Genomic DNA, 26,522 nt, shown 5'->3' with positions numbered 1-26,522 from the left:
GTAGTGGAGCCCCCAGGTGAACCGCACCCTGCCCCGACGGGTCGCAGCCGTCGCCCTAGCCATCACCACGGTCGGCACCTTCGGTGTCCTGACGACCAACGCCCTACTCACCACGTCCACAGGGACGACCGCCCACTTTGAGGCGGGCACGATCGATCTCACGACGGATGCCCCCACCTCAATCTTCAACGTCGGCGCAATGGTTCCAGGGGATGCCGTCTTCAAGAGCATTCACGTGACTAACAGCGGCAGCGCACAACTGCGGTACGCCGTGACGTCGAAGGCCACCGGGATGGTGACCTCCAGCAGCATCGCGGGCAACCTCACCGTGCAAGCCTTCAGCGGCGTGGGCTCCTGCGACTCGACTGGTGTGAACACCGGCGGGGCAGCGGCTGGGTCCCTGACCAAGTTCGTGATTCCCACGGGGACGGCGACCATCTTCGGCGATCCCACCCCGGGTGCGCAGGCGGGCGACCGGGTTCTCGGCCCGGGTCAGTCGGAGGACATCTGCCTGGAGGTGGCGCTGCCCGCGAGCACCCCCGCAATCTACGGGGACGCCGCGACCACCGACATCAACTTCGGCTTCTACGGCGAGCAGACAGCCAACAACCCGTGACCCGTATACGCCGCGCGCTGAAGGCAGCCCGCACCCTGGTGGTGTGGGCTGCCTTCGGGCTGGCGTTGCTCTCGGTCCTGGCTACGGCGAGTGTCTTGGTGTGGGCGAAGGCCGGTCATCACGGGGCGCAGGTCGCCATCGTCGAGTCGAACTCGATGAGGCCGGTGTTCGCTGAGGGTGACCTGCTCGCGATCACTCCGGTCGACGCGTCACGGGTGCACGTCGGCGACGTCATCACCGTCCACGAGAGCAATGACACTTTGGTGACCCACCGGCTCGTCAAGGTCGAGCGCCACGACGGCCAGGCACTCCTGACCACCAGGGGCGATGCGAACAGGGACGCCGACGCTTCGCCCGTCACGAGTGACAGGCTGTTCGGAAGGATGACTGGCCGGGTCGCCGGTGCCGCACACCCCTACGCCTGGCTCACCTCCTGGCAGGGACGCGTACTCACCGTGGGCCCGGCCGTCGCTGTGTTCCTGCTGATCGAGATCAGCGCCCTCTGGGGTCGCACGGATACCGAGCGAGGACCTCGCGGCACCGCCAAGAGCGCCCGAATCAGGCGCCGACCCACCGCGGCAACGGCGCCTTGAGCAAGTCATCCTCGAAACCGGCGACGCTTTCGTCAAGCAGGAACGTCGTGATCCACACCTTCGCTAGGTCGTCGAGGTCCTCCGGGCTTCGACCGCCTGGAATCAAGGGCGAGAAGAAGCCCGCGTGATTGCCGGGGTCGGTGTGGCGCCTGACGTGATCGGGTAGGTCGAGCGCCTCGGTGAGGCGTTGGGACGGGGACAGTAGCCAGCCTTGGGTGATGCCCAGGCGCGTCACGTCTCCGACGTCGAGCGCATCAGCCACCGCTTGGAGCGTGACGGTACCTGCGGTCAGCAAAGCAATGAGACCTTCGTGCAGGCTTTCAATGCCGACCTTGGCCTTGTCGTGACCGGTGGGGTTCCTCGCCGCGAGGTCGAGCAGGAGATACAGATGCCCGCCTAGATGGCCTAGATACGCCGAGGCTGTGAGGTTCGACAGATGGGGTTCGACAGGGTTGTTCACGGCTCGCGCGCGCACCCACGAGGACCGCGCGTTCTCGATTTTCCAGGCGGGCCTCTCAGGCACACCGGACGCGCTAGAGGCCCAGACCCGAAGTGGCAACGCCGATTCATCCAGTGCTGTAAGGAGAGCCTCCTGCGCCGCGGTCGTCAGCCAGGGGCGCTGCGCGGCTCTGCGGGGCAGGTAGAGCCGGACGGCTACCCGCAGAGCGAAGTCTGGGCCGTCGGACTCCTCCCAGAAGGCGTACCGATAGGGGTCACTGGGTTCGGTGATCCCGGGTGACAACGTTGGCGATCCACCTGTGCCCGTCTCGCGCGCGAGGGCCAAGACCCGCTCCCGGTCGGCAGGGACGCTCGCTCCTGGTACGCGGACAAGAACTCGGCCAGCAACGACGACCGGTCGAGCGAATTCTTCCGGATCAACGCGGAGCACCGCGATGAGACGGTCATCGACGTCCGGAAGAGCCACCGGGATCACCTCGGGAACCTGGCCAACCAGAAAGGCACGAAGGTGGTCGACCAAGCCGTCCATCTGCCCACGCGTAATCCCGGCGATGCGTTCTGTCGTGTCGCCCTGGTCCCGGACACCGACCAGCACAAGTCCGCCGTCGGTGTTTGCCATTGCAGCCACAGCGTCAACAACGTTCGTGCCCCTGAGCCGCTCCTTCAATTCAAGCGTGAGCGTTTCGGCCAGGAGGTTGTCTTCCAGGGCCCGGGCGAGGAACGCGCTTACGACCGGGTAGGTGATTGCGGTGGCGGGAAGGTCGTACAGGCTCGTCGTCACTGGGCCAGTCTCGTCCTCCCTCCCCTCCTCGCCGGGCAGCGCTCGTCGGCGCGTCGCTCAGGGAAGTCAAGGTGCGACCGGGGGACGCCGATGCCTCAGTCAGAGCGGGCCGTGATGGTCTGCGTGACGTGAGGAGTTCGGGATGTGCAGGAGTAAGGCGGACGGCGACCGGCGATGTGACTGGCACAGTGGCATCCGGAACGCAAAGCGCCGGGAGCGGTACGCGAAGGCCAAGGCCGACCGGGACCAGGTGCTCGACGATGATGTCGAGGGCGACGACCGGTGGCCCCAGCCGCGATTCACTGACGCAGAACTGGCCGACTGCCTTCCGGCTCACCTCAGCGCTCTCGATGAGGTCTGGGAGCCGGTCGACCCGGTGTACGCCGCGGAGATCCGTGCGCACACCGCGGCAAGCCAGGCCGTCCCGAACCTCCCGGTCAGGGAGATGCTCGCCAGGAAGCCAGCCGCAGGCCACCGCCGCGTGATCACGCAGGGTCCGGGTCCGGACGGCAAGCGTCGCCGCGACTTTGACCCCTCCGAGTGGTCGCAGGTCGCGCACGCGGTAGATCCGACCGGGCTGGACGTCCGCACTGTGGGATTGATCCAGCACCGCGAGACCGGCGGCTGGATCGCCTATCGGGCCACCGGGCCTGCTGTCGGCTCTGGCCCGTGGGACATCCGCGCCTACCAAGGCACCAGCCTGGCTGACGCGACGGCATCCCTGTCCGACTACGAGCGTGCCCGGATGGGTCTGCCGACCGGAGACAGCACGTGGGATGACCGGCAGAGCCGGGTCGCCGGGTCGGCTTCGCTGCCCGAGTCACTGCGCGAGGCGCGCATTGGGGCGCTCATCAGCGAGGACGGAACACCAGAACCGTGGATCCCAAGCCGGTGGACCGCCACTGGGCGCGAGATCTCCACGTACGGCGGCGACCTGTCCACCGTAAGCAGCGGCGTACTGCGCGGCAGGGTCCCCGGCCGGTGGGTCGGCTACCGCGCCGTCGAGCGCGAAGGGCAGCCGGTTCGCGTCACCGCGCACGTCGCTGACTCGGCCGCGGCCGCGATCACTCGTGGCTGCGACCCTCAGCACCGCGCCGACGTCCTCGCGTCGCTGGAACCGGAGGCCGCCGCGGCTTGACGCGCGACCGATGGAGCCCCTGCTGGACACCCGGCAGGGGCTCCCTCACGTCCGTAGACCTGTCGGCGGGGGGTGGGAGTGTCACACCTATCTCAGTAGGTGTGACATTGCAGGTCAGCGACTTGCGGTGTCCGAGGGTCAGGGGGCGCGATGAGGCTCATCGGGTACATCCGGGTGTCGACAGATCGGCAGGCGGAGGCTGGATTCGGCCTCGACGTGCAGGAGGACGCACTGCAGGGGTGGGCTCGCCAGCAGGGGCACCGGCTGGTCCGGGTCATCCGTGAGGAGGGTGTCTCAGGTGCCCTTGATGACCGGCCGGGTCTTGTCGAGGCGTTCGCTGCGCTACGCCAACGTGAAGCGTCTGGCGTGGTCGTCCCCCGGCTGGACCGGCTCGCCCGCGACCTGATCGTGCAGGAGCAGATCCTCGCCGAGGTCCGCCGCGGCGGGTGGACCGTCCACAGTGCCACCAACAGCGAGAGCCACTACCTGGCCGACGACCCCGGCGACCCATCGCGCACGCTGATCAGGCAGGTCCTCGGCGCCGTGTCCCAATACGAGCGCGCGATGATCCGGCTCCGGCTCGCCGGAGGCCGTCGCCAGAAGGCGGCCTCAGGCGGATACGCCTACGGGGCACCGCATTTCGGACACCGTGCCGTCGGCGGCGCGCTCGTACCGGACGGCCGGGAGCAGGCGGCACTCCGCCGGATGCAGGCGCTACGCGCCGCTGGGATGTCGCTGCGCGAGATCGCCGTCGCGCTCGACGTGGAGGGCGTCGCGCCCAAGCGCGGGAGCCGGTGGCATCCGCAGACCGTCGCGCGGGCGCTGAGTCGAGCCACCGCACCCTGACCGAGACTCAAGGTCGGGTGGGCCAGGTGCCGAGGTGTATAGGGATGCGCCAGGTCGGTGCATCCCTGCATCACCCGGAGGTCCCAGATGCGCTCCCGAGTCACCATTCCTCGCGCTGCGGCTCTCGTTGCCGCCGCGGCTGCCCTCGCGGCATCCACTGCCGCCTGCTCCGCTGGTCACAGCCCGGCGTCCGCCGCCGAGGAGCGCCCGCTCCCCGTGAGCAGCAACGCCCCGGTCGACGGCGATTTCATCTTGACCCTGGCTAGTCAGACCGGGGACATCCGGATCCTTCCCGCGGCGGCGGGGCCCGGCATCGCAGACGGTGGGACGTGGTGGGCCGGGTCGGAGCCGCCCTTGTGGTCCGCCGACAAGGTCGCGGTGGACGGCTCGTCGTCCACGGACGTGCGCTTGACCCCGATTAGCCAGGAGGGCGCCGTCCGCGTCGTTCAGGCGCTCCGGGATCACCCGCTTGCCGATCCCCTGCCGGGTGAAATCCTCTGGGTTCGGTCGAGCGCCGGGATGCATCCGGATCAGGTCCTCGTGCACATCCGCGACGGACGCGTCACGTGGTCGTGGATGGAGCCGGATGGCGGTGTCGGTGAGGGCCACGGCGGCTCCGGCGGGGCCGCCTGATGCTCGGGCGTCATCGCCGGGGACCTCACCGCGTGCTCCTGGCGTTCGGTGTGGTCGCAGTCGTCCTGGCGCTCGTCTCGGCGTTTGCGCCGCGGGCGCTGGCGGCTGAACCGGTGCACACCCAGTGCGGGCGCGCCGTGGTTTGGTCGCTGTCACCGTCCACGTCGACGCCGGATGGTGCGGCGGCTGCGATCGCCGCGGCGTACGGGCAGGTGGCCGGGGTGACCGGTGTCCGCGCCTCTCAGGGCACCCCGGAGGCGGTGCGCTGGGAGTGGATCGAACCGCTGACGGGCGATAACCGCACCCCGGGCGACCAAGACGACTCCACAGCGCTTGGAACTCGCATCTTCTGGGCCCACGTGCACGGACCCGATGACCACCAGGGCGAAACCGGTCTGCGCGCGAGCGTCCTCCGGGACATCCTGCACGACTTCGGCGTTGCGGCGCCGACGAGCAGCGCGACCCTGTCCGCGGCGGACCGGGTCGCTCTGCGGCGAGTGTGCGCGGATGAGCGCGCGTCCGCGCTGGCAGTGAAGGCGGGCAAGGCGAAGGCGCACGTCGCGGGCGGCTCGACTCCCCCGACGAGCGGTGCGGCCACGATGCCTCATCACACGGGCTCACCGTCCGTGCCACCGCTGGCCCGGACCGTCCTCCTGGCGATCGCCGGGCTGATCTCCCTCGGACTGGTCGCCATTTGGCTACCACTGCCCGCCATCCGCCACAGGATCGCTGCTTTCGGGGGACGCCGACGGTCCGCGACTGGGGCTGAGGACGATGACTGACGCCGTGGTCGGGATCGTCCCCGATGGCCGCACGATCGCCGTCGCTGTCGTCCGTACGGACGGCGGTGTGGTGGAGTCGTTGACTGTGCACACTCACGAGCACGGGAAGCGCGTCGGCGAGGATGCCCTCGCAGATCTTCCGGACGTGGTCGCCGTGTCTCGGGCTGCTGTCGGGGCAGCCCTGGCGATCTTGGCCGCCCACGACCTCATCGCGGCCCTTTGGGCGGTCCACTCCCCTGTGCCTGTCCCTCCCCGGACGGCGAAGGCCGCCTCGGCGGACCGTGCTGGCCACGTCGTGGCCGCGCGCCAGGCAACGATGGCGTCCTGGGGTGCGGTGGTCGCGCTGGTGACCTCGGTCGGTGCTCCGGTGGTCACCGTGGCCCCGGCTGAGGTCACCAGCGCCGCCGAGCAGCGCGAGGTCCCCACCGCGTTGACCGGGTCGCGCCCGCACTGGCCGCTGCGGGTGAGCCGTGCGCGTGACGCCGCGCGCCCCGGCAAGGGCGTCGGACGGGCAGCGGAGCAGGAGGCCTACTGGGTCGCCGTAGCGGGGCTGGCTGGTCTGGCCACGGGTGAGGCCGAGAGAGTGCGGGGCTTGCCGATGGTGCGCCCGGTCGTCCCGGCCGCTGCGTCAAGACGATCTGGGGACGACCACGTTACGACGCCTGGGCTTCCCTCCCCGGCACCCCAGGTCGACCCGGCTGCCCGGCACACCTACGCACTCGCCCTCCGCAGCCACGTCCGCTCCCTCACGCCAGAAACCCCGGAGGACCTCCTCACCGCAGCCCGGAGCGCGCTCACGGCCGTCGCCCCGCCGCAGGGCGCGCCAGCGCTCACGGCGGTCGAGGTGGCCGCCGACGCGGTGCTCAACGCGGGCGTCGCACCCGGCCTGCACCGGCTCCCGGCCGACCTCATCGCCCTTCTCACTCAAGCAGATCGGGGCTGATCGCGGGGTCAAGGTGGTGTGCAGGGATACCGAAATTCCACAGGCAGGTATCCCTGCACACCAAGAGCCCCCGGAGCCCCAGATGCCCACCTTTCGCCAACCGCGCTCCCGCCGCGGCCGCCGTCTCCTCATCGTCCTCAGCGTGGCAGGTGTTGCCATCGCCTTCCTCGCCCTCCGCATCGTGGCCCACCTCGTCCACGTCGTGCCGGGCGCGCTCTCCATCGGATTCGCTGCGCTGGGCGCTGTCGCCGTCTTGGTCATCCCCCGGTACGACGCCCGAGTCTCATCCGGGCCAACCACGCTGCTCGTGGGGCTCGCGGACCTCGCGGTCTGGGGCGCCCTTCTCACCGCCGCACTCACGGTCCCAACGGGCCCAGCCGCCCTCGTCGGCGCGCCCCTGGCCTACCTCGGCATCGGCGCCGTGGCAGCGTTCGCGGCACGAACGCTTCGAATGCACGCTCTCTCAGGCTCTGGCGTTGCCTTCGCGCTGGACGCTTGGGGGGCTGCCAGTGACAACCGGCGAACCGCGGCCGTCCTCACAGCGGCCGGTGGGGCGCTTGTCGGCACCCTGCTCGCCCTGACCCACGCCCTGCCCATCGGGAACGCCATCCCGGGGGCACTCATCGCGATGATGCCTGCGCTCCGCGGGGTAGGGCCCGCACGCCGCCGGTCTCGCACCCGGCAGGCGGTCAGCGCCGCGCTGTCAGGGCTGTGGACCGTGGCAGGGAACGGGACCACACCGTGGTCCCGCTACCAGGTCGACCGTCACACGTCGCCCGCTCGCGTGACCGCCTGGGACCGCGAGACTCCAACGAAAATCGAGTTCCCGCTGCCGCCGGAGCGCGTCGACGGCGACCAGGACGCCAAGGCGCAGGACATCAACCGTCGCCTCGGCGAACTCCGGTGGGGCTCGTGGGCGGTGGCCTGGGACAACGCCAGGCACCGCGCCGTCCTGACGCCGCGGACGATCCCGACGATGGCCGCCTACCCCGGCTCGCGAGACCTGCCTTGGTCGTCCATCCCGCTGGGAGTGGGCGACGACGGGGAAGTCATCTGGGACCTGACGATCCTCCCCCACGCGTTGGTCGCCGGGCCCACGGGCAGCGGCAAGTCGGTGGTGCAGCGAATGATGCTCTTCCACGCGATTCAGCGCCCTGACGAGTGGCAGGTTGTCGGCGTCGACCCCAAGCGCGTCGAACTCGCGGCCTACGAGCAGTACGAGAACGTCCTCAAGATCGCGCGGGACCTGGAGGACGGTGTGGACGCGATCCAGCGGGTGCGCGACGAGATGATGCGCCGCTTCGAGGAGATGGAAGCCGCCGGGGTAAACCACGCCGACCGGCTCCCCGCGCCGCCGCGCGCCCTGATGCTGATGATCGACGAGACCTTCAACCTCCTTGCCCCCGAGGGCGTGAAGACCGAAGAGGGCAAAGAACGGGACGCGCTCCACGGCCGCGCATCTGCGCTCCTCGGGGAGATCGCCCGACTTGGCCGAGCGGCGAAGGTCCACGCCGTGCTGGCGACTCAGCGCCCCGACAGCAAGGTGCTCTCCGGCGAACTCAAGAACAACCTGGACTGCCGCATCGCGGCCGGGCGAATGGACTCCACCCCGTCCCTGATGGTGCTTGACGCAGCCGATGCTGCGGATCTTCCGAAGGTCAAGGGCCGCGGGCTCATTCGCCGAGGCGGGGAGTTGAGCGAGTTCCAGGGGTACTTCGCGGAACCGACTTGGATCGACGAGTGGCTGGCGGGTGCGCACCGCACCGCGCCCGCTTCCCCTACCCCGTCCGTTGCCGCACGCGGTTCCCGCCGTGTGGCCGGGCCCACCTCGGGAATCACCACTCTCAGCCGCGGCGAGACGCCTTCGCCTGATCTGGGGGACCTCGATGCGCTCGTTCCCGCCCTGACCTTCGACAACGTAGGCGGCTACGAAGCCGTGAAGGCGGAACTGGAGCAGACCGTCGGAATGGCCCTGCGCGAGTCCGACGCGGCTGCTGCGTACGGCGTCGAGACCGGTGGCGTGCTCCTATACGGACCTCCCGGCACCGGCAAGACGTACTTGGCTGAGGCGTTGGCAGGCACGCTTGGCGTGCGCTTCCTGAAGGTATCGGTGGGTGACCTGACAGGGCCCTACGTCGGTGACAAGGCGGCGAAGGTGCGCGCGGCCGTGGACGCCGCGATCTTGGCTGCGCCCAGCATCCTGCTCATTGACGAGATCGACGCTGTCGCCGGTCGTCGCGACGATGAAACGAGCGGCGAGGGCCGCGCGGGCGTCAACGAGATCCTGGTTCAGTTGGACCGCGCTCGTCAGACCCCCGGCGTCGTCGTGATGGCGACAACCAACGAGTTGTCGCGGCTGGACCCGGCAGTTATCCGCGACGGCCGGATGTCGGCACGCATCAGGATCGACCTGCCCGATGTTGATGCAAGGGCCAGCATCCTGACTGCGTCCCTGGCTGGGCGCCCCGCGGGCTCGATCGACGTGTCGTTGGTCGCGCAGCGCACCCCCGGGTTCACGGCTGCCACTTTGAACGCCGTCGTGGACGCTGCAGCGCGCAACGCGATGGCAGAGGGGCGCCGCCCGATCGCCACCGACGACCTGGTCGAGGCGATCAAGGCTCGCGGCGGTCAGGACCGCCCAACCGTCGAGGGCGCGGGGCTCGACAGCCTCGTCTTGACGGCCGACACCGAGCAGCACCTCCGCCAGGTACTGGCGCTGATGTCGGACCCGGACCGAGCCCGGGCGTACGGGATCGAACCGCCCACCGGGCTCCTACTCGAAGGTCCGCCCGGCACCGGCAAGACCTCCATTGCTCGTGCTCTGGCAGCGGAGGCTCGGACTTCCTTCTACCCAATCTCGCCCGGTGAGTGGACCTCGAAGTGGCAGGGCGAAAGTGAGCGGCAGGTGCGAGAGGTGTTCGAGCGAGCCCGCACGAACGCCCCGTCCATCGTCTTCATCGATGAGATCGACTCCATCGGCGGTGCCCGTGGCGAAAACGATTCCAACGGCTCATCCCGCATCTTGACCAGCCTGCTCGCCGAAATGGACGGCTTCGCATCGGCCGCTGCTGGCCACTCGCTCGTGTTCGTGATCGGCGCGACCAACCGTGCCGAGGTACTCGACCCTGCGCTGACTCGGCCGGGACGCCTGTCCCGCTCGGTGCACATCGGACTGCCCGACGGGGACGCCCGGGCTGCCCTGCTCGACCGTCTGACCGCCCAGATGCCTCTGGCCGAGGACGTGGACCTGGCGCACCTCGCGTCGGCCACGGCAGGTCTCTCCCCCGCCGAGATGAAGGGGCTTTGCGAGGTGGCAGCGTTGGAAGCCTTTGGCGCGGGCCAGGCCGGGTCCGAGCCGTTGGTCTCGGCTAGCGCGTTCGAGCGAGCACTCAACAGTCTCGGACGGCCGCAACAGCGGAACACGGAAGGGCTGGACTGGCTCTCGGCCGTGGATGATGGCGCCGTTCGGGTGTAACAACCAGGGGACACCACGTTTCCGGCGCCTGGCGTACCCTCGGGCCGACGAGGGAGGTGGGCGATTGAGTGCGTCATCACACGACGAGTCCGAACAGCCCGAGATCCCGGCTCGCCGACCTGAAGCCGAACCACAACGATCCGAGCCACTCGTGGTCCCGCTCCCTCCGGCGGTATCAGCCATCGCAGCGCGCGTGTCCAACCTGTACGGATGGGCCGAGCGGAACCGCAAGATCGCCAACCGCTTCACGCCAGGCTTCGAGGCGCTCCAGCGTGACCTCGCACGACGTCTGGCGGTCAAGGACACCCTGGACCGGGTGATCACCGCCCAAGCGCAGCACATCCTGGCCCTTGAGCGGATCTACGCATCCCTGCCCAAGATCGACCTGACCGCGATCACCGCGCTCATCGAGCGCTGGATGCCGCCGAACTGGCCCCCGGAAGTCGACGACCGAGCCATCCAGAAGATCGTCAATGACGACGGCATCCCGGTCGTGTGGGTGCCGCCGCGGGAAGTGCTCGCGCAGGTCCTCACTGCGGGCGACCGCGAGACGCGGGTCGCGATCCTCCTGGCGAATCAGAGCGCCTTGGTCGAGGGATGTCGGGAGGTCCTCGGCGAGGTCGAGCACCCTGTCTACGCGGGACAAGTGCCACTGGCCACCGCCGCACTCGATGCCTTCGCAAACGGCCACTTGGAGGCCGCACAGGCCCTAGCGGTGGCAGTCACGGACACCATCGTCATTCATCGTCACGGCCGCGGCTACGGGCGCATCGCTCGGGACGTCGTGGTGGCCGACATTGACGACCTCCGGATGGCCGAGTTCCGGGTGCGCTTGGCGATGGCACCGGTCGCCCGGTTCTTCACCGACTACTGGCCTAATAGGGGCAAGGAGCCGCCGACCGCCTTGTCTCGTCACGTGACTGTCCACTTCGCGCACATCGACCACTACAGCCGCGAGAACGCGCTCATCGCAGTCCTCCTAATGACCTCCATCCTGCGGACCTTTCAGGACCACCGGGAGGTCGAAGAAGAACTCAGCGGCTCGGCCGAGACTGTGGGCTGACGCCGACGGCGCTCCAACCGTCTGCGATCACATCCCTCGGACGGGATTGTCGGGTGAGTCGGTCGCGGGCTTCGGACCAGCACGTGGCGCAGGCGGGCAAAATCATCGGGGCGTCTGTGGCATTCTTCGCCGCGACGACAACCGTTGGCGTCCCTTCACCGCACCCCGCGCACAACGCCACCCCGACAACCTCCCTGGCCCGTCCACTGATGTGGACGGGCCAGGTTAGGGCGACCGGGTGACAGTGGTCAGGCCGCTGACGGTGCCGAGCGAAGGGCGGCAACGGCGCGCAGGGCGCCGTCGACGTCTTCGCCTGAGGCCCGGCGCTGCTCGAACCCGGGCACCTCGGCCGGGGTGACTCCGGCGCACACGTACGCGCGGACTCTGGCAGCCGGGATCCCGAGGGACACCCACGCCTCGAAGCCCTCACCTTCAAGGATCCCGTACGCACGCCGCCACACGCACCCCCGGCACGTGACGTGCCAGCGGTCCTGATCGCAGAAGCCGCCGAGAGCGCCACCGTGCCAAGCCGAGTAGGTGTAGTGCCCCTCCCCGTGGCAGCGGCTCAGGACGCCGTGGCCTGCTGAGACGCTCCCGCCGCAGGTGTCGCACGCGCCGTCCTTGGCGTTTCGGCGGCGCGTTCCCCACGGAAGCGCCGGGAAACCGCCGTCAGTCGCCGGGTCCGGCAGTGGCGCGTCCGACGTGCCGAGGGCCGCCCGGATGGCTGCGATCGCGTCGATCGCGGACCCGGCCGGGACGATCCACGCCTCACGCGTGACGTCCCACCGGCCGCCGCGGGCCTTCATCGCCGCAGGAAGGTCCGTCCGGAACGGGGCGCGGATCACGACGTTGCCCGCGTCCACGTCACCCCTCAGAGACACCGACGCGGGCAGATCTCGCCCAGCGTCGAGGGCTTGCCCGATGAGGTCCCGGGCGGTCTCCCACGCCGCCTCTGCTGAGGCGACCTCCGCCTCGCGCGTGCCGAAACGTCGCCGCAGGATTCCCGCGACCGTGTTCGCCTCCCTGGCCGGGACGCGCCATACCTTCAGCGCCGAGTCCCACCTGCCCTCCCGGGCGCGCAGTTCGTGGATTACGTGGTGGTCGTACGGTGCGCGGACGAGCAGCGCGCCGTCCGTGGACACGCTCACGGACACCGTCGAGGCCAGGTCGGCAAAGGCTGTCAGCGACGCCGTAGCGACGTCGCGGCCCGGGTAAGTCGCTGCGAGGACCTCCGCCAGGTCCTCTACTCGCGAAGCAGCGACGGTCCAGCCGAAGACGCCCTCGACCCTGGCGCCCTTCTCGACGTGCACGACGTCGAGGTCGCCGTGGCGGCCCTCGCAGCGGTGGACCCCAGGCTGCCCGGCGACCGCTGCCTCGTCCGGCACGAGCCGCACACGGTGCGCACGCAGAGATCGCATCTGAGCAGTCACAGCCGGATCGGGGACGAGGGCGAGGATGCGCCCGGACGCGAGGCGGGCGACGGTGAGGTTCTCGCTCACGCCGGGGAGGGCGACGGGGGTGCTGGTGCCGGTGGTCATTTGGTTCTCCGGGGCTCGGGGTGCGGGTGATCCGTCCCTAACGGATCGCCCGTCGTTCGGGCCGCCAGCCGGTTAGCGGGCGGTTCAGGCTTCCGCTCCCACGGTGATCGGTGGACCGGACAGGTCACAGCCATCCCGTCCGGACGGGATGGCTGCTGGCGGCCAGCGGACGGCTCGGCTCCGCCAGGTGAACCAGATGACACACCTGACGATGCAGCGCGAAGCGTGGTCGTCCCCCAATCGCGGAGGCACCCGGTCAAGCCCGACAACGACTCCGCCGATACCTCCAGTACCCCCCGCCAACCAGACGGCGGCCAGGTAGCACCCCAACCGGTTAGGACCCCATCGTGACCACGACCCCAGCCCAGCCCGCCACCCGGCGCCGTCCGGGCCCGGCCCCTTGGCCAGCCGAGCGCGTCCGCTCGGAGCAGGCCCGCGCCGCGCTCGCCCCGACCGAATACGCCGCCCTCGTCCGCGCCTGCGCCGACGAGGGGGTCAGCGTCAGCGACAGGCTGCGCGGCCTGATCCTCGCCTACCTCGGCCGCCAGACCGCCTGATCACAAAGACGAAGCCGGGGCGCCCCAGCACGAGCGCCCCGGCCAACCCGCCCAGAGAGCGAGCCCAGATGACTACACATATCGGCACCCCCTCTGACAACCCTGAAGGGCCAGCCGCCCCCTCCCCTGCTCCGGCTCACCGGTACCTGTGGCTGCCCAAGGTGATCGCCAAGGGGCTCGGCCCCGCGTGGCCCGACCAGCCCCCGGCAAAGGGTGAGAAGCGCCAGAAAGCGCCGAGCGGGCGCACGCAGCGCCTGACAGGCCCCGACCTGGTCGTCTACGCCTACCTCATCGACGTCACGGACAACGGGTCCCGTCGTCACCCGATCAACCGCGCCCGTGCTGCCGCGCGCACCGGCGCGACCTGGGAAACCGTCCGGTCCAGCATTGACCACCTGGCTCACGCGGGCTTACTCACGATCACGGAGCGCGACGGTCGCGGAGCCCCGCGGGTCATCCGGGTGCCCCGGGCCAAGCCGCGCCACCGGTTCGACGTCCCCGTCGCGCTCCTGTGGCCCACCGACGACCCCAAATGCCCGCCGCGCTGGGGCCGCAGCGACACCGGGCTCGCGCTCAGGTCCGTCCTCGCCATCCTCAACCGCGCCGACCACAGCCTGGCTGGCCCGCTCAAGGCGACCGCCGACTCGATCGCCCGGTCCGCCCGCCTCACCACCCGCGACTACAAGCGCGGCCTTGTGGTGATCCTCGGCCCGGGCCCGTCCACGGGCCGCCTGCGCAAGGAGCACGCCGCGAGGGTCGCGCCGTCCGGGGGATGGCTCCGCAGCGACCCGCAGACCCGCCTCACCTCCGCCGGGGACTTCCGCCAGGAAGCGTCCTGGGTGACCGTGGCCTGGGCGCTCCTTCCGACGCAGGTCGTCGGGTACCGGAGCCGTGTGGCGGATTCTCGCCCAGTGGGCCAGACGGCCCCCGACGCCGACGAAAATCCGCCACACGGTCCCAAGGAAAATCCGCCACACGGCTCCGACGAAAATTCACCACGGCTTGATCCAGGTACTCCAGGACACCACCTACGCTCTAACACCACCTACGCCTCCTCCCCCGACCCGCTCGCACGCGAGACCGAACCGGCGGCTCCGCGCACCCCAACCGCAGGAGGAGGCGGAGACGAGGTCAAGCCGACGCCAAAGAGCGACCTGCGCCTGCTCGACCTCGCAGCCACCGGCAGCCGCCACGACGTCGAGCAGGCCCTGCAGGCCGCACTCGCCGACGCAGGCGGTGACCCGACTCGGCTGAGCGCGACGGACTGGTCCGCCCTCGTCATCGCGAACGCACGCCTCGCCGCCCCGGTCGGGCACTCACTCCCCCTCACCACCGTCGATGCCCGACGCCTTCTGCCACAAGTGGCCAGCGCCCGCGCTGCTGGATGGGACCCGCACACCCTTGCCGCGGCCATCACTGTCGAAACCGACGAGGGAATCAGGTCCCTCTACGCCACAGTGCACAGCCGCATCGGGAACTCGACAGCCACAGCCAAGGATGCCAGCCGGGCGCGCCCCGGCCAGGTGTGGATGGAGCCCGCGAAACCTGCCCCTACCCGAGCCGAGAGGGATTCCGCGGCTGCTAACGAGGTCCAGTCAGCCCGGCGGGACCCGGCCAACTACTCCACGGTGCTGTGACAAGTCGCCCCGTCCGGTTCGGACGGGGCGACTTGTCGTTCCGCCGCGTCACCCTCACCCAAGTCAGCCCCGTCCCGGGAGGTCCGGGACGTTGTCGTCCCTGCCGATACCGGAGACGACCGAGCACCAGCCCCATCCAGCACAGGAGCCAGCAATGACAATCCCCACCGACCTGAGCGCCGACGATGCCCTCGCCTTCCTTCGGGGCCTCGGCGCCGGGCTCGACCCGGCCCTGCTCACTGACGTGACTCGCACTGCCCCGGCTACCCTCGCGGTCGATCTAGAGTGCCACTGCGGCATCGGCGCCGACGACATCCTCGACGCATTCGGGTACCCGCCCGGCGGCTGCTTCTGGGGGCGTCGTGTCGACGACTACACCGACGTGCCGGACCTCGACCTCTACACAGCCCCGAGGCTGTGGCAGGCCCTCGATCAGCGGGACGCGGCCACTGACCAGCGCTACTACCTGACGCCAGAGGGCACGCACCTGGTGGAGTGGCCAGGCGCCATCACGCAACGGATGTCATCCCGCTCACGGTGGGGTGACATCCCGTGCTCGCTGTGGCTGACAGCACTCGTGACAGCCCACGCTGCGACCCAACACCTCAGCGACTATCGAGTCGAGGCGTGGGTCCTACGGTCCCTCACCGCCATCCGGATCTCCTGGGCTGGCCGTGAAGCCTGGTACATCCAGACCGACCAATGGCTCGATGAGGGCGGCAAGCCCTGGGATGACTGACCGGTGAACCCGGCGAGGCGGCCGCCTCTGCCGAACCGTGGTCCCAGATCAGACCGTCATCGACCTTTCGAGGCCGCAACCCCGTCCGGACGGGGTTGCGGCCTCGATTGGCGTGTGAGGGCCCCGGTGGGCGAACCAGATGCACCCCAGCCTCGCACGCCCCGTCCGAACCGAACGCTCGACCTGTCCGCCTCAGCGGGCATCCTGACTGGCGGAGCCCGAGCACCAAAACGGGGACGCCCACGGTTGGTACGAACCGGGGATGCACCTGCCGATGACCACGGGGTCAGAGCACAACCCCACTCCAGCACATCAGGAGAGCCCAGATGCGCAAGCCCACCACCAGCACGCCGGTCCCCCGCCTTCTCACCGCGACGGAGGTGGCCGACATCCTCCGCCTGTCCATCAGCACCGTACGGGCCCTCACGATCCGCGGCGACATCCCGTGCCGCCGCCTCGCCGGAAGGTCCATCCGCTACACCGACGCGGACCTCCACGCGTACATCGCCGCCAGCAGCGACGACGGACTGGCAGCCTGATGGGCGCCACTACCGGCAACTCCGCGGCCCGGTCCCGCAGTCGGAGACGGGTCGGGGAGGGCGCCCTCCGGCGACTCTCGTCCGGTCGCTGGCAGGCGCGCCTTCCCGGAGCAGGGGGAGGCGAGAGCCTGGGCACGTACGAGACCGAGGTCGACGCACGCCGGGCCCTGCGTCGCGCCATCACGCACCGCGAGGATGGGCGCCCGGTCGCAGCCGGGCGCCGCGGCGGCCCGACCGTCGCCGCCGTCGTAGCCGCCTACGTCGAGGCGCGTGTAGCCGACGAAGAGGGCATCTCAGTGAGGACTACGCAGGGGTACGCCTCCATCCAGCGGGCGCACATCGCTCCGTCGCCGCTCGGTCAGATGCGCGTCCGTGCCATCACCCGGCAGGACGTCAAGGCGTGGGACACCTGGCTCAAGACAACCCCGAACGCCAAGGGGAATCCCCGCGGACCCGACATCCGGCGAAACTGTCACGCGCTGCTGCACTCTGCACTCGGCTACGCCGTCGACGAGGGCCTCATCGGCACCAACCCGGCCGAGGGCATCCGCCAGCGCCACCGGACCAAGCGTTCTCAGGCCGCCAAAGCCGTCGAGCGGACTCCGCTGCCGTCGGCGGACACCGTCAACGCCGTCGTGCGTGCGCTGCCTCACCGAGCCGACAGGCTCCTGCTCCTGCTCCTTGCGTGGTCAGGTCCCCGCCTGTCTGAGGCAACCGCCCTGCCCCGCGTTGGCGCCCTCAGCCGCACCACACCGAACGTGCGCTTCGAGCGAGTCGCGGTCAAGCCGGTCGGCAAGCCGTGGACGATTGAACCGCTCAAAACCGGCCTCGCCAGGGACGTCCCCATCCCAACGGGTCTGTGGCGCCTGCTCCTGTCCCACCAGGACAGCCTCAGCGCCCCGACCCGCGGGCGCTGGGATGTTCTGTTCCCCAGCCGACCAGCCTCTGGACGGCACCGCCAGGGTCCCGGCTTCTGGACGCGTGAGTCGTGGCGCGACGTCTGGAGCCAGGTCCTTCCCCCGAAGGCCACCGAGGACGGGGACCAGGATCCCGGAGCGCGAGAAGAGGACGCGGCGAATGCGGACCCGCAGCGCCAGGCCCTCGCTGTGTGGACCGTACGCGCACTCCGTCCCTACGCAGCGTCGGTCCTGTACGCCGCTGGTGCACCAGCGACGGACGCCCAGGAAATGCTCGGACACAGGACGCTCGGCACGACCCTCGGGTACTACCTGCGGGCGGTGCCGGAGGTCAAGAAGGACAACGCCGCCGAGGCCATCCGACTGAACGCGGACCTCACGATGCCGCAGCGCCTCGACCAACTGTGGGACCTCTGGGTGGCCAGGTACGGCGACCCCCTGGAAGGTGCGATCTGACGCCCGCAAGCCAAGGGATCAGCCCGCGACCAGATTGGTCGCGGGCTGATCTGCGTGCCACTCACGTGCCACCCTGCTCGCGACCGAACAGCCACACCGAATGATGGCTGCAACCACGAGAGTGGCAAACGAGTGGCACGCCCGGCTCTCACTCAACCAACCACCCGACTACAGAGTGGCTCTGACCTGCGAAAACACCAGAGCCGACGGCGGGATTCGAACCCGCAACCACCTGTTTACAAGACAGGTGCGCTACCGATTGCGCCACGTCGGCCGACCCGCGCCGAGGCACGGGACGCGCCCACCGCGGTGGGTGGGCTCGCGAAATGCTACCGGCCCTCCCGGCCCCGGGCGGCCACCCCCGCGCCGCCACCCCGCGCCGCCACCCCGCGCCGCCACCCCAGGAGGAGCGGCCACGCCGAGCGCCCACCACAGCCCGCCCACCCGGCAGCAACCCGACCCGGCACACGCCGAAGGCCCGGACGGGGACCGCCGGGCCTTCGTGTTCCTGCCACAGGGGAGCAGGATGTGCCGCTGGAACCAGGAGTCGCAGGCAGGGCGCCGACGACGAGCCTGCAATCAGCGGTGGCCGTTGAGCCAGCTCTGCAGCGCGCGCACCGTGGGTGCGTTGAGCGAGCGGGCACCGTCCTGGCGCGCGTGGATGTGGCGCTGGAGCGCGCGCACCGTCTGAGGCCCGATGACGCCGTCCGGCGTGGCACCGACCTTGCGCTGCAGGGCGGCCGTGGTGATCGGGCCGAGGATCCCGTCCTGCGTGGTGCCGACCCAGCGCTGGATCGACCGGACGGTGGACGAGCCGATGGAGCCGCTCACGGCGACGCGCGCGTGGTTGACGGCCGGCTTCTGGGGCATCGGGGCCGCGGGCAGCGCCGTGCGCGCCATCGACCGGGACGCCTCGACCGTGGCCGTGCCGCCGTTGGCGCGGGTGAGGCCGGCCTTGCGGCTGCACACCGGCCACGCGCCCGGGCCCTGTGCGGCGAGCACGCGCTGGGCGACGGTGATCTGCTCCTCGCGGCTGGCCTGGTCGGCGCGCGAGGCGTAGCGGGCGCCGCCGTAGGCGACCCAGGTGCTCTGGGTGAACTGCAGCCCGCCGTAGTAGCCGTTGCCGGTGTTGATCGCCCAGTTGCCGCCACTCTCACACGCGGCCACGGAGTCCCAGACGGAGGAGGCCTGCGCGGGGCCGGCCACCGCGACACCGGTGGTGACGGAGGCGGCGCCGGCGATGGCGACACCGGCCACACGAGACTTGTTGACACCCTGCGGGGCGGCGTGCCGCGGGGTGTACCGACGGGCGTGCCGGGGGGCGTAGTGCATCGAGGGGTTCCTCTCCTGACGATGCGCCGGAGAGGTCAGCTGTCGGGTTCGGGCGTGTCAGGCGTGCCCGGCCGGCGGTGCCGGCTTCACCCCAAGGCCGACCCGAAGGCCGGCCAACATCATGGGTCCCCCACCCTCGTCCTGACCCGGGTCACCCCGGTGAAGTGCCCGCCGGACGAGGTTTGGCGCGGTGGGCACGCATGCGTGTGGTCGGTATGCAGTTGACGAACGTCCCCATTCCTATAACGAAACGGCCTCGCGCCGGGCCGGTTTCACCGAACTTTTCCCAGCAGATCGTCAACCCATAGACAACGCAGGACCGGTATGCCGTGAATGTCCGGTTCCAGCCCGGTCGCGTCAGCGCAGCCGGGCCCGGCGCTGTCGCACGATCTGCCGGTCGAACGGCGAGGCCATCAGGTCCCCCAGGACGACGCCGGTCGCGATGGCCAGGGCGGCGGCGCCGGCCCCGAGCAGGATCGTCAGGCCGGCCGCCGTCGAGGCGCCCCCCTGGCCGATGACCGAGCCGGACACGAGCAACGACATGCCACGGAAGATGGTCAGACCGGGCAGCAGCGGGCCGACGGCGGGCACCACCAGGACGAGGCCCGGCGCGCCCATGCGCAGGGCCACCAGGCGACCGCCGAAGCCGATGAGCACGCACGCGATGGTCAGCGCGGTCAGCTGCCCCAGCCCGAACGTCTGGTGCACCACCCCGGTGACGAGCGTGCCGAGGCCACCGAGCACCGCGGTGGGCACCAGCAGCTTGCGCCGGGTCCGTTGGGCGATCGCAGAGGCCACGGCACCGACCGCACCGGCGACGACCAGCACGGGCAGCGCGACCCCGGCGCCCTCGACGGAGATCTTCGGCAGCGACGCCCCCAGCCCGAAGGCCTGGTCCAGGCGCACGGTGACCGACAGGGCTGCGGCGACACCGGTGATGATGCCGGCGGCGGTCAGCCCGACGGTGAACAGCCGGCCGGCGCCGGTCACGGGGTAGCCGGTGATCGCGTCCTCGACCGAGGAGACCATGGCGCGACCGGGCAGCAGCACGACGATGCCGCCGGCCACGATGTACGCGCTGTCCGCCCGGGTCAGGTCCAGCGCACCGCTGCGCCCGAGCACGAACGCTCCCCACGCGACCGCGGTGGCGATCGCCCCACCCACGGCCGACAGGTAGAACGAGGGCAGCCCGCGCGAGGCGAGGACCCGCCCGACCCGGTCGACCAGCATCGCCGACAGCAGGGCCAGGGCCACCGCCGGCACGCTGGCGCCCAGCTTCAGCGCGACCGACCCGGCGAGCACGCCGTAGGACAAGGTGATCGCCCACCGCGGCCAGAACCGCGGGTGCCGGCGGATCTGGCGCAGCCGCGCGGTGGCCTGGCGCAGGTCGATGCGGCCGGCGACGAGGGCCTCGACGAACTCGTGCAGGGCCGCCAGCCGGGCGAAGTCGCGGCTGGTCGAGCGGACCACCCGCAGCAGGGTGTGCAGCTGGCCCGAGGGCGAGACGCACTGCACCAGCAGGCTCTGGTTGGTGATGTCGACCTCGAGCCGCTCCAGGCCCGCGGAGGTCGCGACGGCCACGATGCTCGACTCCACGTCGCGGGCGCTGCCGCCGCAGCGCAGCATCAGCTCGCCGGCCCGCACCGCCAGCTCCAGCGCGGTGCGCACCGTCTGCTCCTCGGCAGGCGCCTCCATCCGGCGCGGGTTGCGGTACGGCGTGCGGCGCAGCGACGCGGACAGCGGCATCGGCTCGGTGAGCTCCTCCCCGCGCCAGATGCGGGGCCGTCCACGGTGCTGGGTCACCCCGGGTTGCGGGGCGTTCGGGTCGGGCCGCGGCGCGGTGGGATCCGGTCGGGATGTGGCGGGATCCGGGTCGGTCATGGGCAAACGCTAGCCCGCCGTGTCAGACCGGTATCGCGCCCACCTCACCGCTGCAGGAACGACGGCAACGGCATCTTTGTCCCGGTGGTCGGCCACCACGAGACCTGGCCGTGACGGGTCCACGCCCACACCCCGAGCCCGACGGCGGCGAGGAGCAGCAGCGTGACTGCCGCTCGGGTGGCCGTGCCGGGGCGGGCCACTCCCCGCACCAGGCTGCGCGACCCCCGGCGCAGCGCCGGCGAGGCCGGGCCCCACCACACCACGAGCAGGCCCACGAGGGCGCCGATCGCGATGGGCGCGGAGGAGTCGGGGCGGGGCTGCCCGCCGGTCAGGGAGGTCAGCGCCAGCGCCGCGGAGAACGTGGTCGCGACGGCCACCACGAGGGGCAGCAGCAGCGAGACAACGGTGGCCACGGCGGCGCTGAGCACGTGCCACGGGCTGGAGATCACCGCGACCGGCATGTCGCTGCGCCGGCGCCCGGCGGCGTGCCGGCGCATCACCAGAGAGGTGACCGAGCGGTCCGCGAACCGGGCCAGCAGGGACCACGCGACGGCCAGCACCACGGCGACCAGCGGCCACACCGCCGCGACCGCCACGGTGGCGGCCAGCATCGCGGCGAGGGTGCCGGCCCGGGACGGGCGACCGATCCGGGGGTCCGGCTCGCCGGGAGCCATCTCCCGGGCGGCCTCCCAGTCGGACTCGGCCTCGTCGCCGGGCGAGACCTCCCCGGGGCCCTGCGACCAGTCCTCGTCCGGGTCCGGCGGCAGCGCGAGCGGCCCCCAGTCCGGGCGTTGCGCTGCCGGTGCCACGGCCGTGGGGAACTGCTGGGTCGACGAGGAGGACACGACCGTCGTCGGGTCCAGGACCGGCAGGTTGACCGTGGCGTCCTCGCCGGCGGCGTAGCGCTCCAGGGCGTCGATGAGCTCCTCGGCCTCCGGCCGCCGGGCCGCGTCGGGCGACAGGGCCGCCCGCAGCAGCGGCTGCAGCCGGGGGTCCACCCCGGTCAGGTCGGCCCGTCCGTGGCGGACCCGGTCCAGGACCGCGTCCATGTGGCCCCGCCCGAACGGCGGCACCCCGGACGCGGCGAACGCCAGCGTCGCCGCCCAGCCCCACCAGTCGGTCGCCTCCGTCACCGGCGCCCCCTCGAGCACCTCGGGCGAGAGGTAGCCGGGGGTGCCCATGACCAGGCCCGTCATGGTGAGCCGCACGTCGTCGGCGACGTGCGCGATACCGAAGTCGATGACGACCGGGTCCCCGTGCAGCAGGAGCACGTTGGCGGGCTTGAGGTCCCGGTGGATCACGCCCGCCGCGTGGATCGCGGTCAGCGCCCGGTGCAGGCCGCGCCCGAGCTTGAGCAGCGCCTCGCCGGTGAGCGGGCCGTGGTCGGCGACCACCCGGTCCAGCGGCGGGCCCGGCACGTAGCGCGTGACGACGTAGGGCCGGTCGCCCTCGGTGTCGGCGTCCAGCACCGCCGCCACGCCGGGGTCCTGCACCCGCGAGAGGGTGGCGACCTCACGGGCCAGGCGGGCCCGCGCGTCGGCGTCGTGGGCGATGTGCGGGCGGAGCACCTTGATCGCCACCGCCCGCCCGTTGGGGGCCAGCGCCAGGTGGACGACGCCCATGCCGCCCTCGCCGAGCTGCTCGAGGAGGCGGTAGGGGCCCAGCATCTGCTCGGGCACGCCGTCCACCGCCTCGTCCTGGCGTGCCCCGGCAGTCATGGTCCCTACGGTAAGCCGAGCGACCGGCTGCGCAAGGGAGGTGGGGCCCCGCGTCGGGCCCTACCGGCTACTGCTGGATGTAGCCCACCAGCTGGTCGCGCTCGGTCTGCAGCTCGTCGATCCGCTGCTTGACCACGTCGCCGATGCTGACGATGGCGCGCAGCCTGCCGTCGACGACAACCGGCACGTGCCGCACCCGCAGCTCGGTCATCTGCCGGGCCAGCTCGTCGAGGGCGTCGTCGGGGCTGGCGGTGTGCACGTCGGCGGTCATGATCGCCGACACCGGGCCGGAGAGGACCCCGGCCCCGGAGCGGTGCAGGTGGCGCACGACGTCGCGCTCGCTGACGATGCCGGCCACGGTCTGGCCGTCCTCGCTGACCACGAGCGCACCGATCCCGCGCTCCTCCAGGACCGCCAGGAGGTGCTCGACGGTGTCATCGGGACGGATGGTGACGACCAGGTCGCCCTTGCGACGAATGACGTCGGAGATGCGCATGAGACGACGGTAGTGCTGCGCCTGCCCTCCCGCCAGAGGATGTCGGCCGGTCACGGCGGGCACGTAGGGTGGGACCGGAACTCAAGTCGGGGAGCTGATGCCGAAGTGCCTGCTGGACCACAGACGTTCGACCTGGTGATCGCCGCGAACCGGCTGCCCGTCGACCGGGTCGTGGACCCCGACGGGACGGTGAGCTGGCGCACCAGCCCCGGCGGTCTGGTCACCGCCATGGAGTCGGTGATGCGCGGGCGGGACGGGGCCTGGGTGGGATGGGCCGGCGAGCCCGGGGACCCGCCGGAGCCGTTCCACGAGGACGGCATGTTCCTGCAGCCGGTCGGCCTGTCCGCCCACGAGGTCCGGGAGTACTACGAGGGGTTCAGCAACGACACCCTCTGGCCGATCTACCACGACGTCATCGTCCCGGCGAAGTTCCACCGCGCCTGGTGGAACTGCTACCGCTCGGTCAACCGCCGCTTCGCCGAGGCGGTCGCCGAGGTCGCCGCGCCGGGCGCCACGGTGTGGGTGCACGACTACCAGCTGCAGCTGGTCCCGGCCATGGTGCGCGAGCTGCGCCCTGACGTGCGGATCGGCTGGTTCAACCACATCCCGTTCCCCCCGGTCGAGCTGTTCGCCCAGCTGCCGTGGCGACGGGCGCTGGTCGAGGGGCTGCTCGGCGCCGACTTCCTCGGCTTCCAGCGCACCTCCGACGCCGAGAACTTCCTGCGCTCCTGCCGCCGGCTGCTCGGGATGACCACCAAGGCCGACACCGTGACCTTCCGGCCCGGCGGCGTGGGTGCCGGCGGGGAGGAGCGGCACGTCCGCGCCAGCGCCATCCCGATCTCGGTGGACTTCAAGGGCCTGGAGGAGCTGTCCCGCACCCCCGAGGTGCAGGCCCGCGCCCGGGAGATCCGCGAGTCGCTGGGCAACCCCTCCACGCTGATGCTCGGGGTGGACCGGCTCGACTACACCAAGGGCATCCGCCACCGGCTCAAGGCGATCGAGGAGCTGCTGCAGGACGGCGCGATCGCCCCGCCCGACACCGTCTTCGTCCAGGTCGCCACGCCCAGCCGCGAGCGCGTCGACGCCTACCGCCGGCTGCGCACCGAGGTCGAGGGCACCGTCGGCCGGATCAACGGGGAGTACTCCCCCATCGGCGCCAGCGCCGTGCACTACCTGCACCACTCCTACCCACGGGCCGAGATGGCGGCGCTGTTCCGTGCCGCCGACGTCATGCTCGTCACCCCGCTGCGCGACGGCATGAACCTCGTCGCCAAGGAGTACGTCACCTGCCGCAGCGACCTCGGCGGCGCCCTGGTGCTCAGCGAGTTCACCGGCGCCTGGCACGAGCTCAAGCAGGCCTACGTGTGCAACCCCCACGACATCGAGGGGCTCAAGCAGACGATCATGGCCGCGATCCAGACACCGGCCGCGGAGAAGCGCCGGCGGATGAAGGCGTTGCGCCGCCGCGTCTCCGACCACGACGTCCAGCGGTGGGCGGCGCGCTACCTCGACGCCCTGGCCGCGGCGCCGAAGAAGCCCGAGCGGAGCCCCCGATGACCCTGTCGCCGGAGGTGCACCAGGCGGTGACCACGTTCGCCGGGCGCCGGCGCGTGCTGCTCGGGGTCGACTTCGACGGCACGCTTGCGCCGTTCGTGCGCGACCCGATGGACGCCGCGGCGGCCCCCGGAGGGCTGGAGGCGGTCCGCGCTGCGGGTGCGCTCGAGGGCGTCTCGGTGGTCCTCCTCTCCGGGCGCGACCTGGCCACGCTGCGCGCCCTCACCGGGGTCGGCGAGGACGAGCCGATCGTGCTCGTCGGCAGCCACGGGGCGCAGTCCAGCCTCGCCGGCGACCTCGACGGTGCCCTGCTCGACGACGAGCAGGAGCAGACCCTGGCCAGCCTGCGCGACGGGATCGAGCAGGTCGCCGCCGACCACGACGGGCCGCGGGTGGAGCACAAGCCCGCGGCCGTCGCCCTGCACACGCGGGGCGTGGCGGAGCCGGTCGCCGGCCGCGCCGCGGAGGCGGCGCACGAGGTGGCGGCCCGGCATACCGGCGTGCACGTCACCCCCGGCAAGGACGTCGTGGAGATCTCCGTGCTCGCCGCGACCAAGGGCACCGCGCTGGAGTCGCTGGCCACCAGCCGCCGGGTCGAGGCCATCGGCTACTTCGGCGACGACGTCACCGACGAGCGCGCCTTCGCGGTGCTCGACCCCTCACGCGGGGACCTCGGGGTCAAGGTGGGCGCGGGCGAGACCGCCGCCGAGCACCGGGTGCCCGGCATCCCCGAGGTGGTCGAGGCGCTGGAGCTCTTCGTCCGCTCCCGCCAGGAGCAGCGGCACTGACCGCGCCGGGCGCTCAGTCCTTCGGGCAGGCGCCGGTGGAGCCGCGCACGACCAGCTCGGGGCGGAAGACGTACTCCGCCCGCGGCGCCGGCTCGCCGGCGATCTCGTCGAGCAGCGCCCGCACCGCCGCCTCCCCCATCGCCTGCACGCTCTGGCGCACCGTGGTCAGCGGCGGGTCGGTGAAGGCGATCAGGGTCGAGTCGTCGTAACCGACGACGGAGAGGTCCCTGGGCACGTCCAGACCCCGCTGGCGGGCCGCCCGGATCGCGCCGAGCGCCATCAGGTCCGAGCCGCAGACGATCGCGGTGGCGCCCTTGTCGAGCAGCCGGTTGGCCGCGGCGGCGCCGCCCTCGACAGTGAACATGGTGCGCTCGATGAGGTCCTCGACGTCCTCGCGGCCCAGCAGCGTGGCCATCGAGTTGCGGAAGCCGGCGATCTTGCGGATGACCGGCACGAACCGGTCCGGTCCCACCGCCAGCCCGATCCGGGTGTGGCCCAGGTGGACCAGGTGGGTCAGCGCCAGCTCCATCGAGGCGACGTCGTCGTTGGAGATGAACGGCGCGTCGATGCCCTCGAGGAAGCCGTTGACCAGCACGATCGGCAGCCCCCGCTCGCGCAGCTTGACGTAGCGCTGGGGGTCGGTGGAGGAGTCGGCGTGCAGGCCGCTGACGTAGATGATGCCGGCCACGCCGCGGTCGAGCAGCATCTGGACGTAGTCGTCCTCGTGCACCCCGCCGGGGGTCTGCGTGCACAGGACCGGCGTGTAGCCGTGCCGCGCCAGCGCCGTCTCGATGATCTGCGCGAACGCGGGGAAGATCGGGTTGGTCAGCTCGGGCATGACCAGCCCGACCAGCCCGGCGCTCTTGCGGCGCAGCCGGCTGGGCCGGTCGTAGCCGAGCAGGTCGAGCGCGGTCAGCACGGCCTGGCGGGTCGACTCCGCGACCCCCGGCTTGCCGTTGAGGACACGGCTGACCGTCGCCTCGCTGACGTCTGCCTGCTCGGCGATGTCCGCCAGTCGTGCCCTCATCGTCCGTCCTTCGC

Annotated in this window: 23 protein-coding genes, 1 tRNA gene and 1 riboswitch; of the genes, 16 read left to right on the top strand and 8 right to left on the bottom strand. The window is 71.2% G+C overall.

Going from position 1 to position 26,522, the window contains the following annotated elements:
- Positions 1-16 precede the first annotated feature (16 nt).
- Positions 17-616 carry a TasA family protein gene (locus FB474_RS00435; protein ID WP_141786853.1) on the top strand — a complete coding sequence of 200 codons (600 nt, stop codon included), beginning with the start codon at positions 17-19 and terminating at the stop codon, positions 614-616.
- Positions 613-1,209 carry a signal peptidase I gene (locus FB474_RS00430; RefSeq protein WP_185745966.1) on the top strand — a complete coding sequence of 199 codons (597 nt, stop codon included), beginning with the start codon at positions 613-615 and terminating at the stop codon, positions 1,207-1,209. The genes FB474_RS00435 and FB474_RS00430 overlap by 4 nt, the downstream gene beginning before the upstream one ends.
- Here the strand turns inward: FB474_RS00430 and FB474_RS00425 are convergent.
- Complete coding sequence (locus tag FB474_RS00425; protein WP_185745965.1) at positions 1,175-2,449, bottom strand: AlbA family DNA-binding domain-containing protein; 1,275 nt, start codon at positions 2,447-2,449, stop codon at positions 1,175-1,177. The two genes, FB474_RS00430 and FB474_RS00425, sit on opposite strands and share 35 nt — an antisense overlap.
- A 142-nt stretch (positions 2,450-2,591) precedes the next feature.
- On the opposite strand from FB474_RS00425, the gene FB474_RS00420 reads away from it, so the two are divergent.
- The 7 genes from FB474_RS00420 to FB474_RS00390 all read left to right on the top strand — a co-directional run bounded on the left by FB474_RS00420 (position 2,592) and on the right by FB474_RS00390 (position 11,329).
- Positions 2,592-3,587: a hypothetical protein gene (locus tag FB474_RS00420; RefSeq protein WP_141786850.1), complete on the top strand. Its 996-nt coding sequence runs from the start codon at positions 2,592-2,594 to the stop codon at positions 3,585-3,587.
- A 150-nt stretch (positions 3,588-3,737) separates the two neighbouring features.
- Positions 3,738-4,433 (top strand): recombinase family protein, encoded by a 696-nt coding sequence (locus FB474_RS00415; protein WP_141786849.1) that lies wholly within the window; start codon positions 3,738-3,740, stop codon positions 4,431-4,433.
- 216 nt (positions 4,434-4,649) lie between these two features.
- Positions 4,650-5,066, top strand: a complete 417-nt coding sequence (locus FB474_RS00410) for a hypothetical protein (protein WP_141786848.1) — start codon at positions 4,650-4,652, stop codon at positions 5,064-5,066.
- Positions 5,067-5,098: 32 nt separating this feature from the next.
- Positions 5,099-5,848: a hypothetical protein gene (locus FB474_RS00405; protein ID WP_141786847.1), complete on the top strand. Its 750-nt coding sequence runs from the start codon at positions 5,099-5,101 to the stop codon at positions 5,846-5,848.
- Entirely contained in the window at positions 5,841-6,791 is a 951-nt protein-coding gene (locus FB474_RS00400; RefSeq protein ID WP_141786846.1) for a hypothetical protein, read from the top strand. Before FB474_RS00405 ends, FB474_RS00400 begins: the two co-directional genes overlap by 8 nt.
- Before the next feature lie 142 nt (positions 6,792-6,933).
- Positions 6,934-10,266: an AAA family ATPase gene (locus FB474_RS00395; RefSeq protein ID WP_141786845.1), complete on the top strand. Its 3,333-nt coding sequence runs from the start codon at positions 6,934-6,936 to the stop codon at positions 10,264-10,266.
- A 193-nt stretch (positions 10,267-10,459) separates the two neighbouring features.
- Positions 10,460-11,329 carry a hypothetical protein gene (locus FB474_RS00390; RefSeq protein WP_141786844.1) on the top strand — a complete coding sequence of 290 codons (870 nt, stop codon included), beginning with the start codon at positions 10,460-10,462 and terminating at the stop codon, positions 11,327-11,329.
- Positions 11,330-11,577: 248 nt separating this feature from the next.
- Here the strand turns inward: FB474_RS00390 and FB474_RS00385 are convergent, their stop codons facing one another.
- The gene (locus tag FB474_RS00385; RefSeq protein WP_141786843.1) at positions 11,578-12,639 is read right to left on the bottom strand and encodes a hypothetical protein; all 1,062 of its coding nucleotides are present in this window, start codon (positions 12,637-12,639) and stop codon (positions 11,578-11,580) included.
- Between the two features lie 575 nt (positions 12,640-13,214).
- Between FB474_RS00385 and FB474_RS00380 the strand changes: the two genes are divergently transcribed.
- The 5 genes from FB474_RS00380 (at position 13,215) to FB474_RS00360 (ending at position 17,712) form a co-directional block, all read left to right on the top strand.
- Positions 13,215-13,424, top strand: a complete 210-nt coding sequence (locus FB474_RS00380) for a hypothetical protein (RefSeq protein ID WP_141786842.1) — start codon at positions 13,215-13,217, stop codon at positions 13,422-13,424.
- A 161-nt stretch (positions 13,425-13,585) separates the two neighbouring features.
- The gene (locus FB474_RS00375; protein ID WP_141786841.1) at positions 13,586-15,061 is read left to right on the top strand and encodes a hypothetical protein; all 1,476 of its coding nucleotides are present in this window, start codon (positions 13,586-13,588) and stop codon (positions 15,059-15,061) included.
- 154 nt (positions 15,062-15,215) lie between these two features.
- On the top strand, positions 15,216-15,800 hold the full coding sequence (locus FB474_RS00370) for a hypothetical protein (protein ID WP_141786840.1): 585 nt from the start codon (positions 15,216-15,218) through the stop codon (positions 15,798-15,800).
- Between the two features lie 326 nt (positions 15,801-16,126).
- A complete protein-coding gene (locus FB474_RS00365; protein ID WP_141786839.1) occupies positions 16,127-16,339 on the top strand; it encodes a helix-turn-helix transcriptional regulator in 213 nt (70 codons plus the stop codon).
- Positions 16,340-16,701: 362 nt separating this feature from the next.
- Complete coding sequence (locus tag FB474_RS00360) at positions 16,702-17,712, top strand: tyrosine-type recombinase/integrase (RefSeq protein WP_185745964.1); 1,011 nt, start codon at positions 16,702-16,704, stop codon at positions 17,710-17,712.
- Between the two features lie 201 nt (positions 17,713-17,913).
- Here FB474_RS00360 and FB474_RS00355 read toward each other — a convergent pair.
- The 5 genes from FB474_RS00355 to FB474_RS00335 all read right to left on the bottom strand — a co-directional run bounded on the left by FB474_RS00355 (position 17,914) and on the right by FB474_RS00335 (position 23,139).
- Positions 17,914-17,986: transfer RNA gene (locus FB474_RS00355), tRNA-Thr, on the bottom strand.
- A gap of 305 nt (positions 17,987-18,291) precedes the next feature.
- Positions 18,292-19,044, bottom strand: coding sequence for a transglycosylase family protein (locus tag FB474_RS21300; RefSeq protein ID WP_141786837.1), 753 nt, complete (start codon positions 19,042-19,044; stop codon positions 18,292-18,294).
- 31 nt (positions 19,045-19,075) lie between these two features.
- A riboswitch (cyclic di-AMP (ydaO/yuaA leader) is annotated at positions 19,076-19,176 on the bottom strand.
- A gap of 225 nt (positions 19,177-19,401) precedes the next feature.
- On the bottom strand, positions 19,402-20,925 hold the full coding sequence (locus FB474_RS00345; RefSeq protein ID WP_141786836.1) for a threonine/serine exporter family protein: 1,524 nt from the start codon (positions 20,923-20,925) through the stop codon (positions 19,402-19,404).
- A gap of 44 nt (positions 20,926-20,969) precedes the next feature.
- Positions 20,970-22,643, bottom strand: a complete 1,674-nt coding sequence (locus FB474_RS00340; protein WP_141786835.1) for a serine/threonine-protein kinase — start codon at positions 22,641-22,643, stop codon at positions 20,970-20,972.
- 67 nt (positions 22,644-22,710) lie between these two features.
- Positions 22,711-23,139, bottom strand: coding sequence for a CBS domain-containing protein (locus FB474_RS00335; protein ID WP_141786834.1), 429 nt, complete (start codon positions 23,137-23,139; stop codon positions 22,711-22,713).
- Positions 23,140-23,244: 105 nt separating this feature from the next.
- Here FB474_RS00335 and FB474_RS00330 point away from each other — a divergent pair, with 105 nt between their 5' ends.
- Together FB474_RS00330 and otsB are read left to right on the top strand one after the other, a co-directional pair.
- The gene (locus tag FB474_RS00330; protein ID WP_281286282.1) at positions 23,245-24,696 is read left to right on the top strand and encodes an alpha,alpha-trehalose-phosphate synthase (UDP-forming); all 1,452 of its coding nucleotides are present in this window, start codon (positions 23,245-23,247) and stop codon (positions 24,694-24,696) included.
- The gene (gene otsB / locus FB474_RS00325; RefSeq protein ID WP_141786833.1) at positions 24,693-25,481 is read left to right on the top strand and encodes a trehalose-phosphatase; all 789 of its coding nucleotides are present in this window, start codon (positions 24,693-24,695) and stop codon (positions 25,479-25,481) included. The genes FB474_RS00330 and otsB overlap by 4 nt, the downstream gene beginning before the upstream one ends.
- Before the next feature lie 13 nt (positions 25,482-25,494).
- Here the strand turns inward: otsB and FB474_RS00320 are convergent, their stop codons facing one another.
- A complete protein-coding gene (locus FB474_RS00320) occupies positions 25,495-26,508 on the bottom strand; it encodes a LacI family DNA-binding transcriptional regulator (protein ID WP_141786832.1) in 1,014 nt (337 codons plus the stop codon).
- Positions 26,509-26,522: the final 14 nt, after the last annotated feature.

The organism is Oryzihumus leptocrescens (assembly GCF_006716205.1).
GTDB lineage: Bacteria > Actinomycetota > Actinomycetes > Actinomycetales > Dermatophilaceae > Oryzihumus > Oryzihumus leptocrescens.
This window is presented reverse-complemented; position numbering and strand designations above follow the sequence as displayed.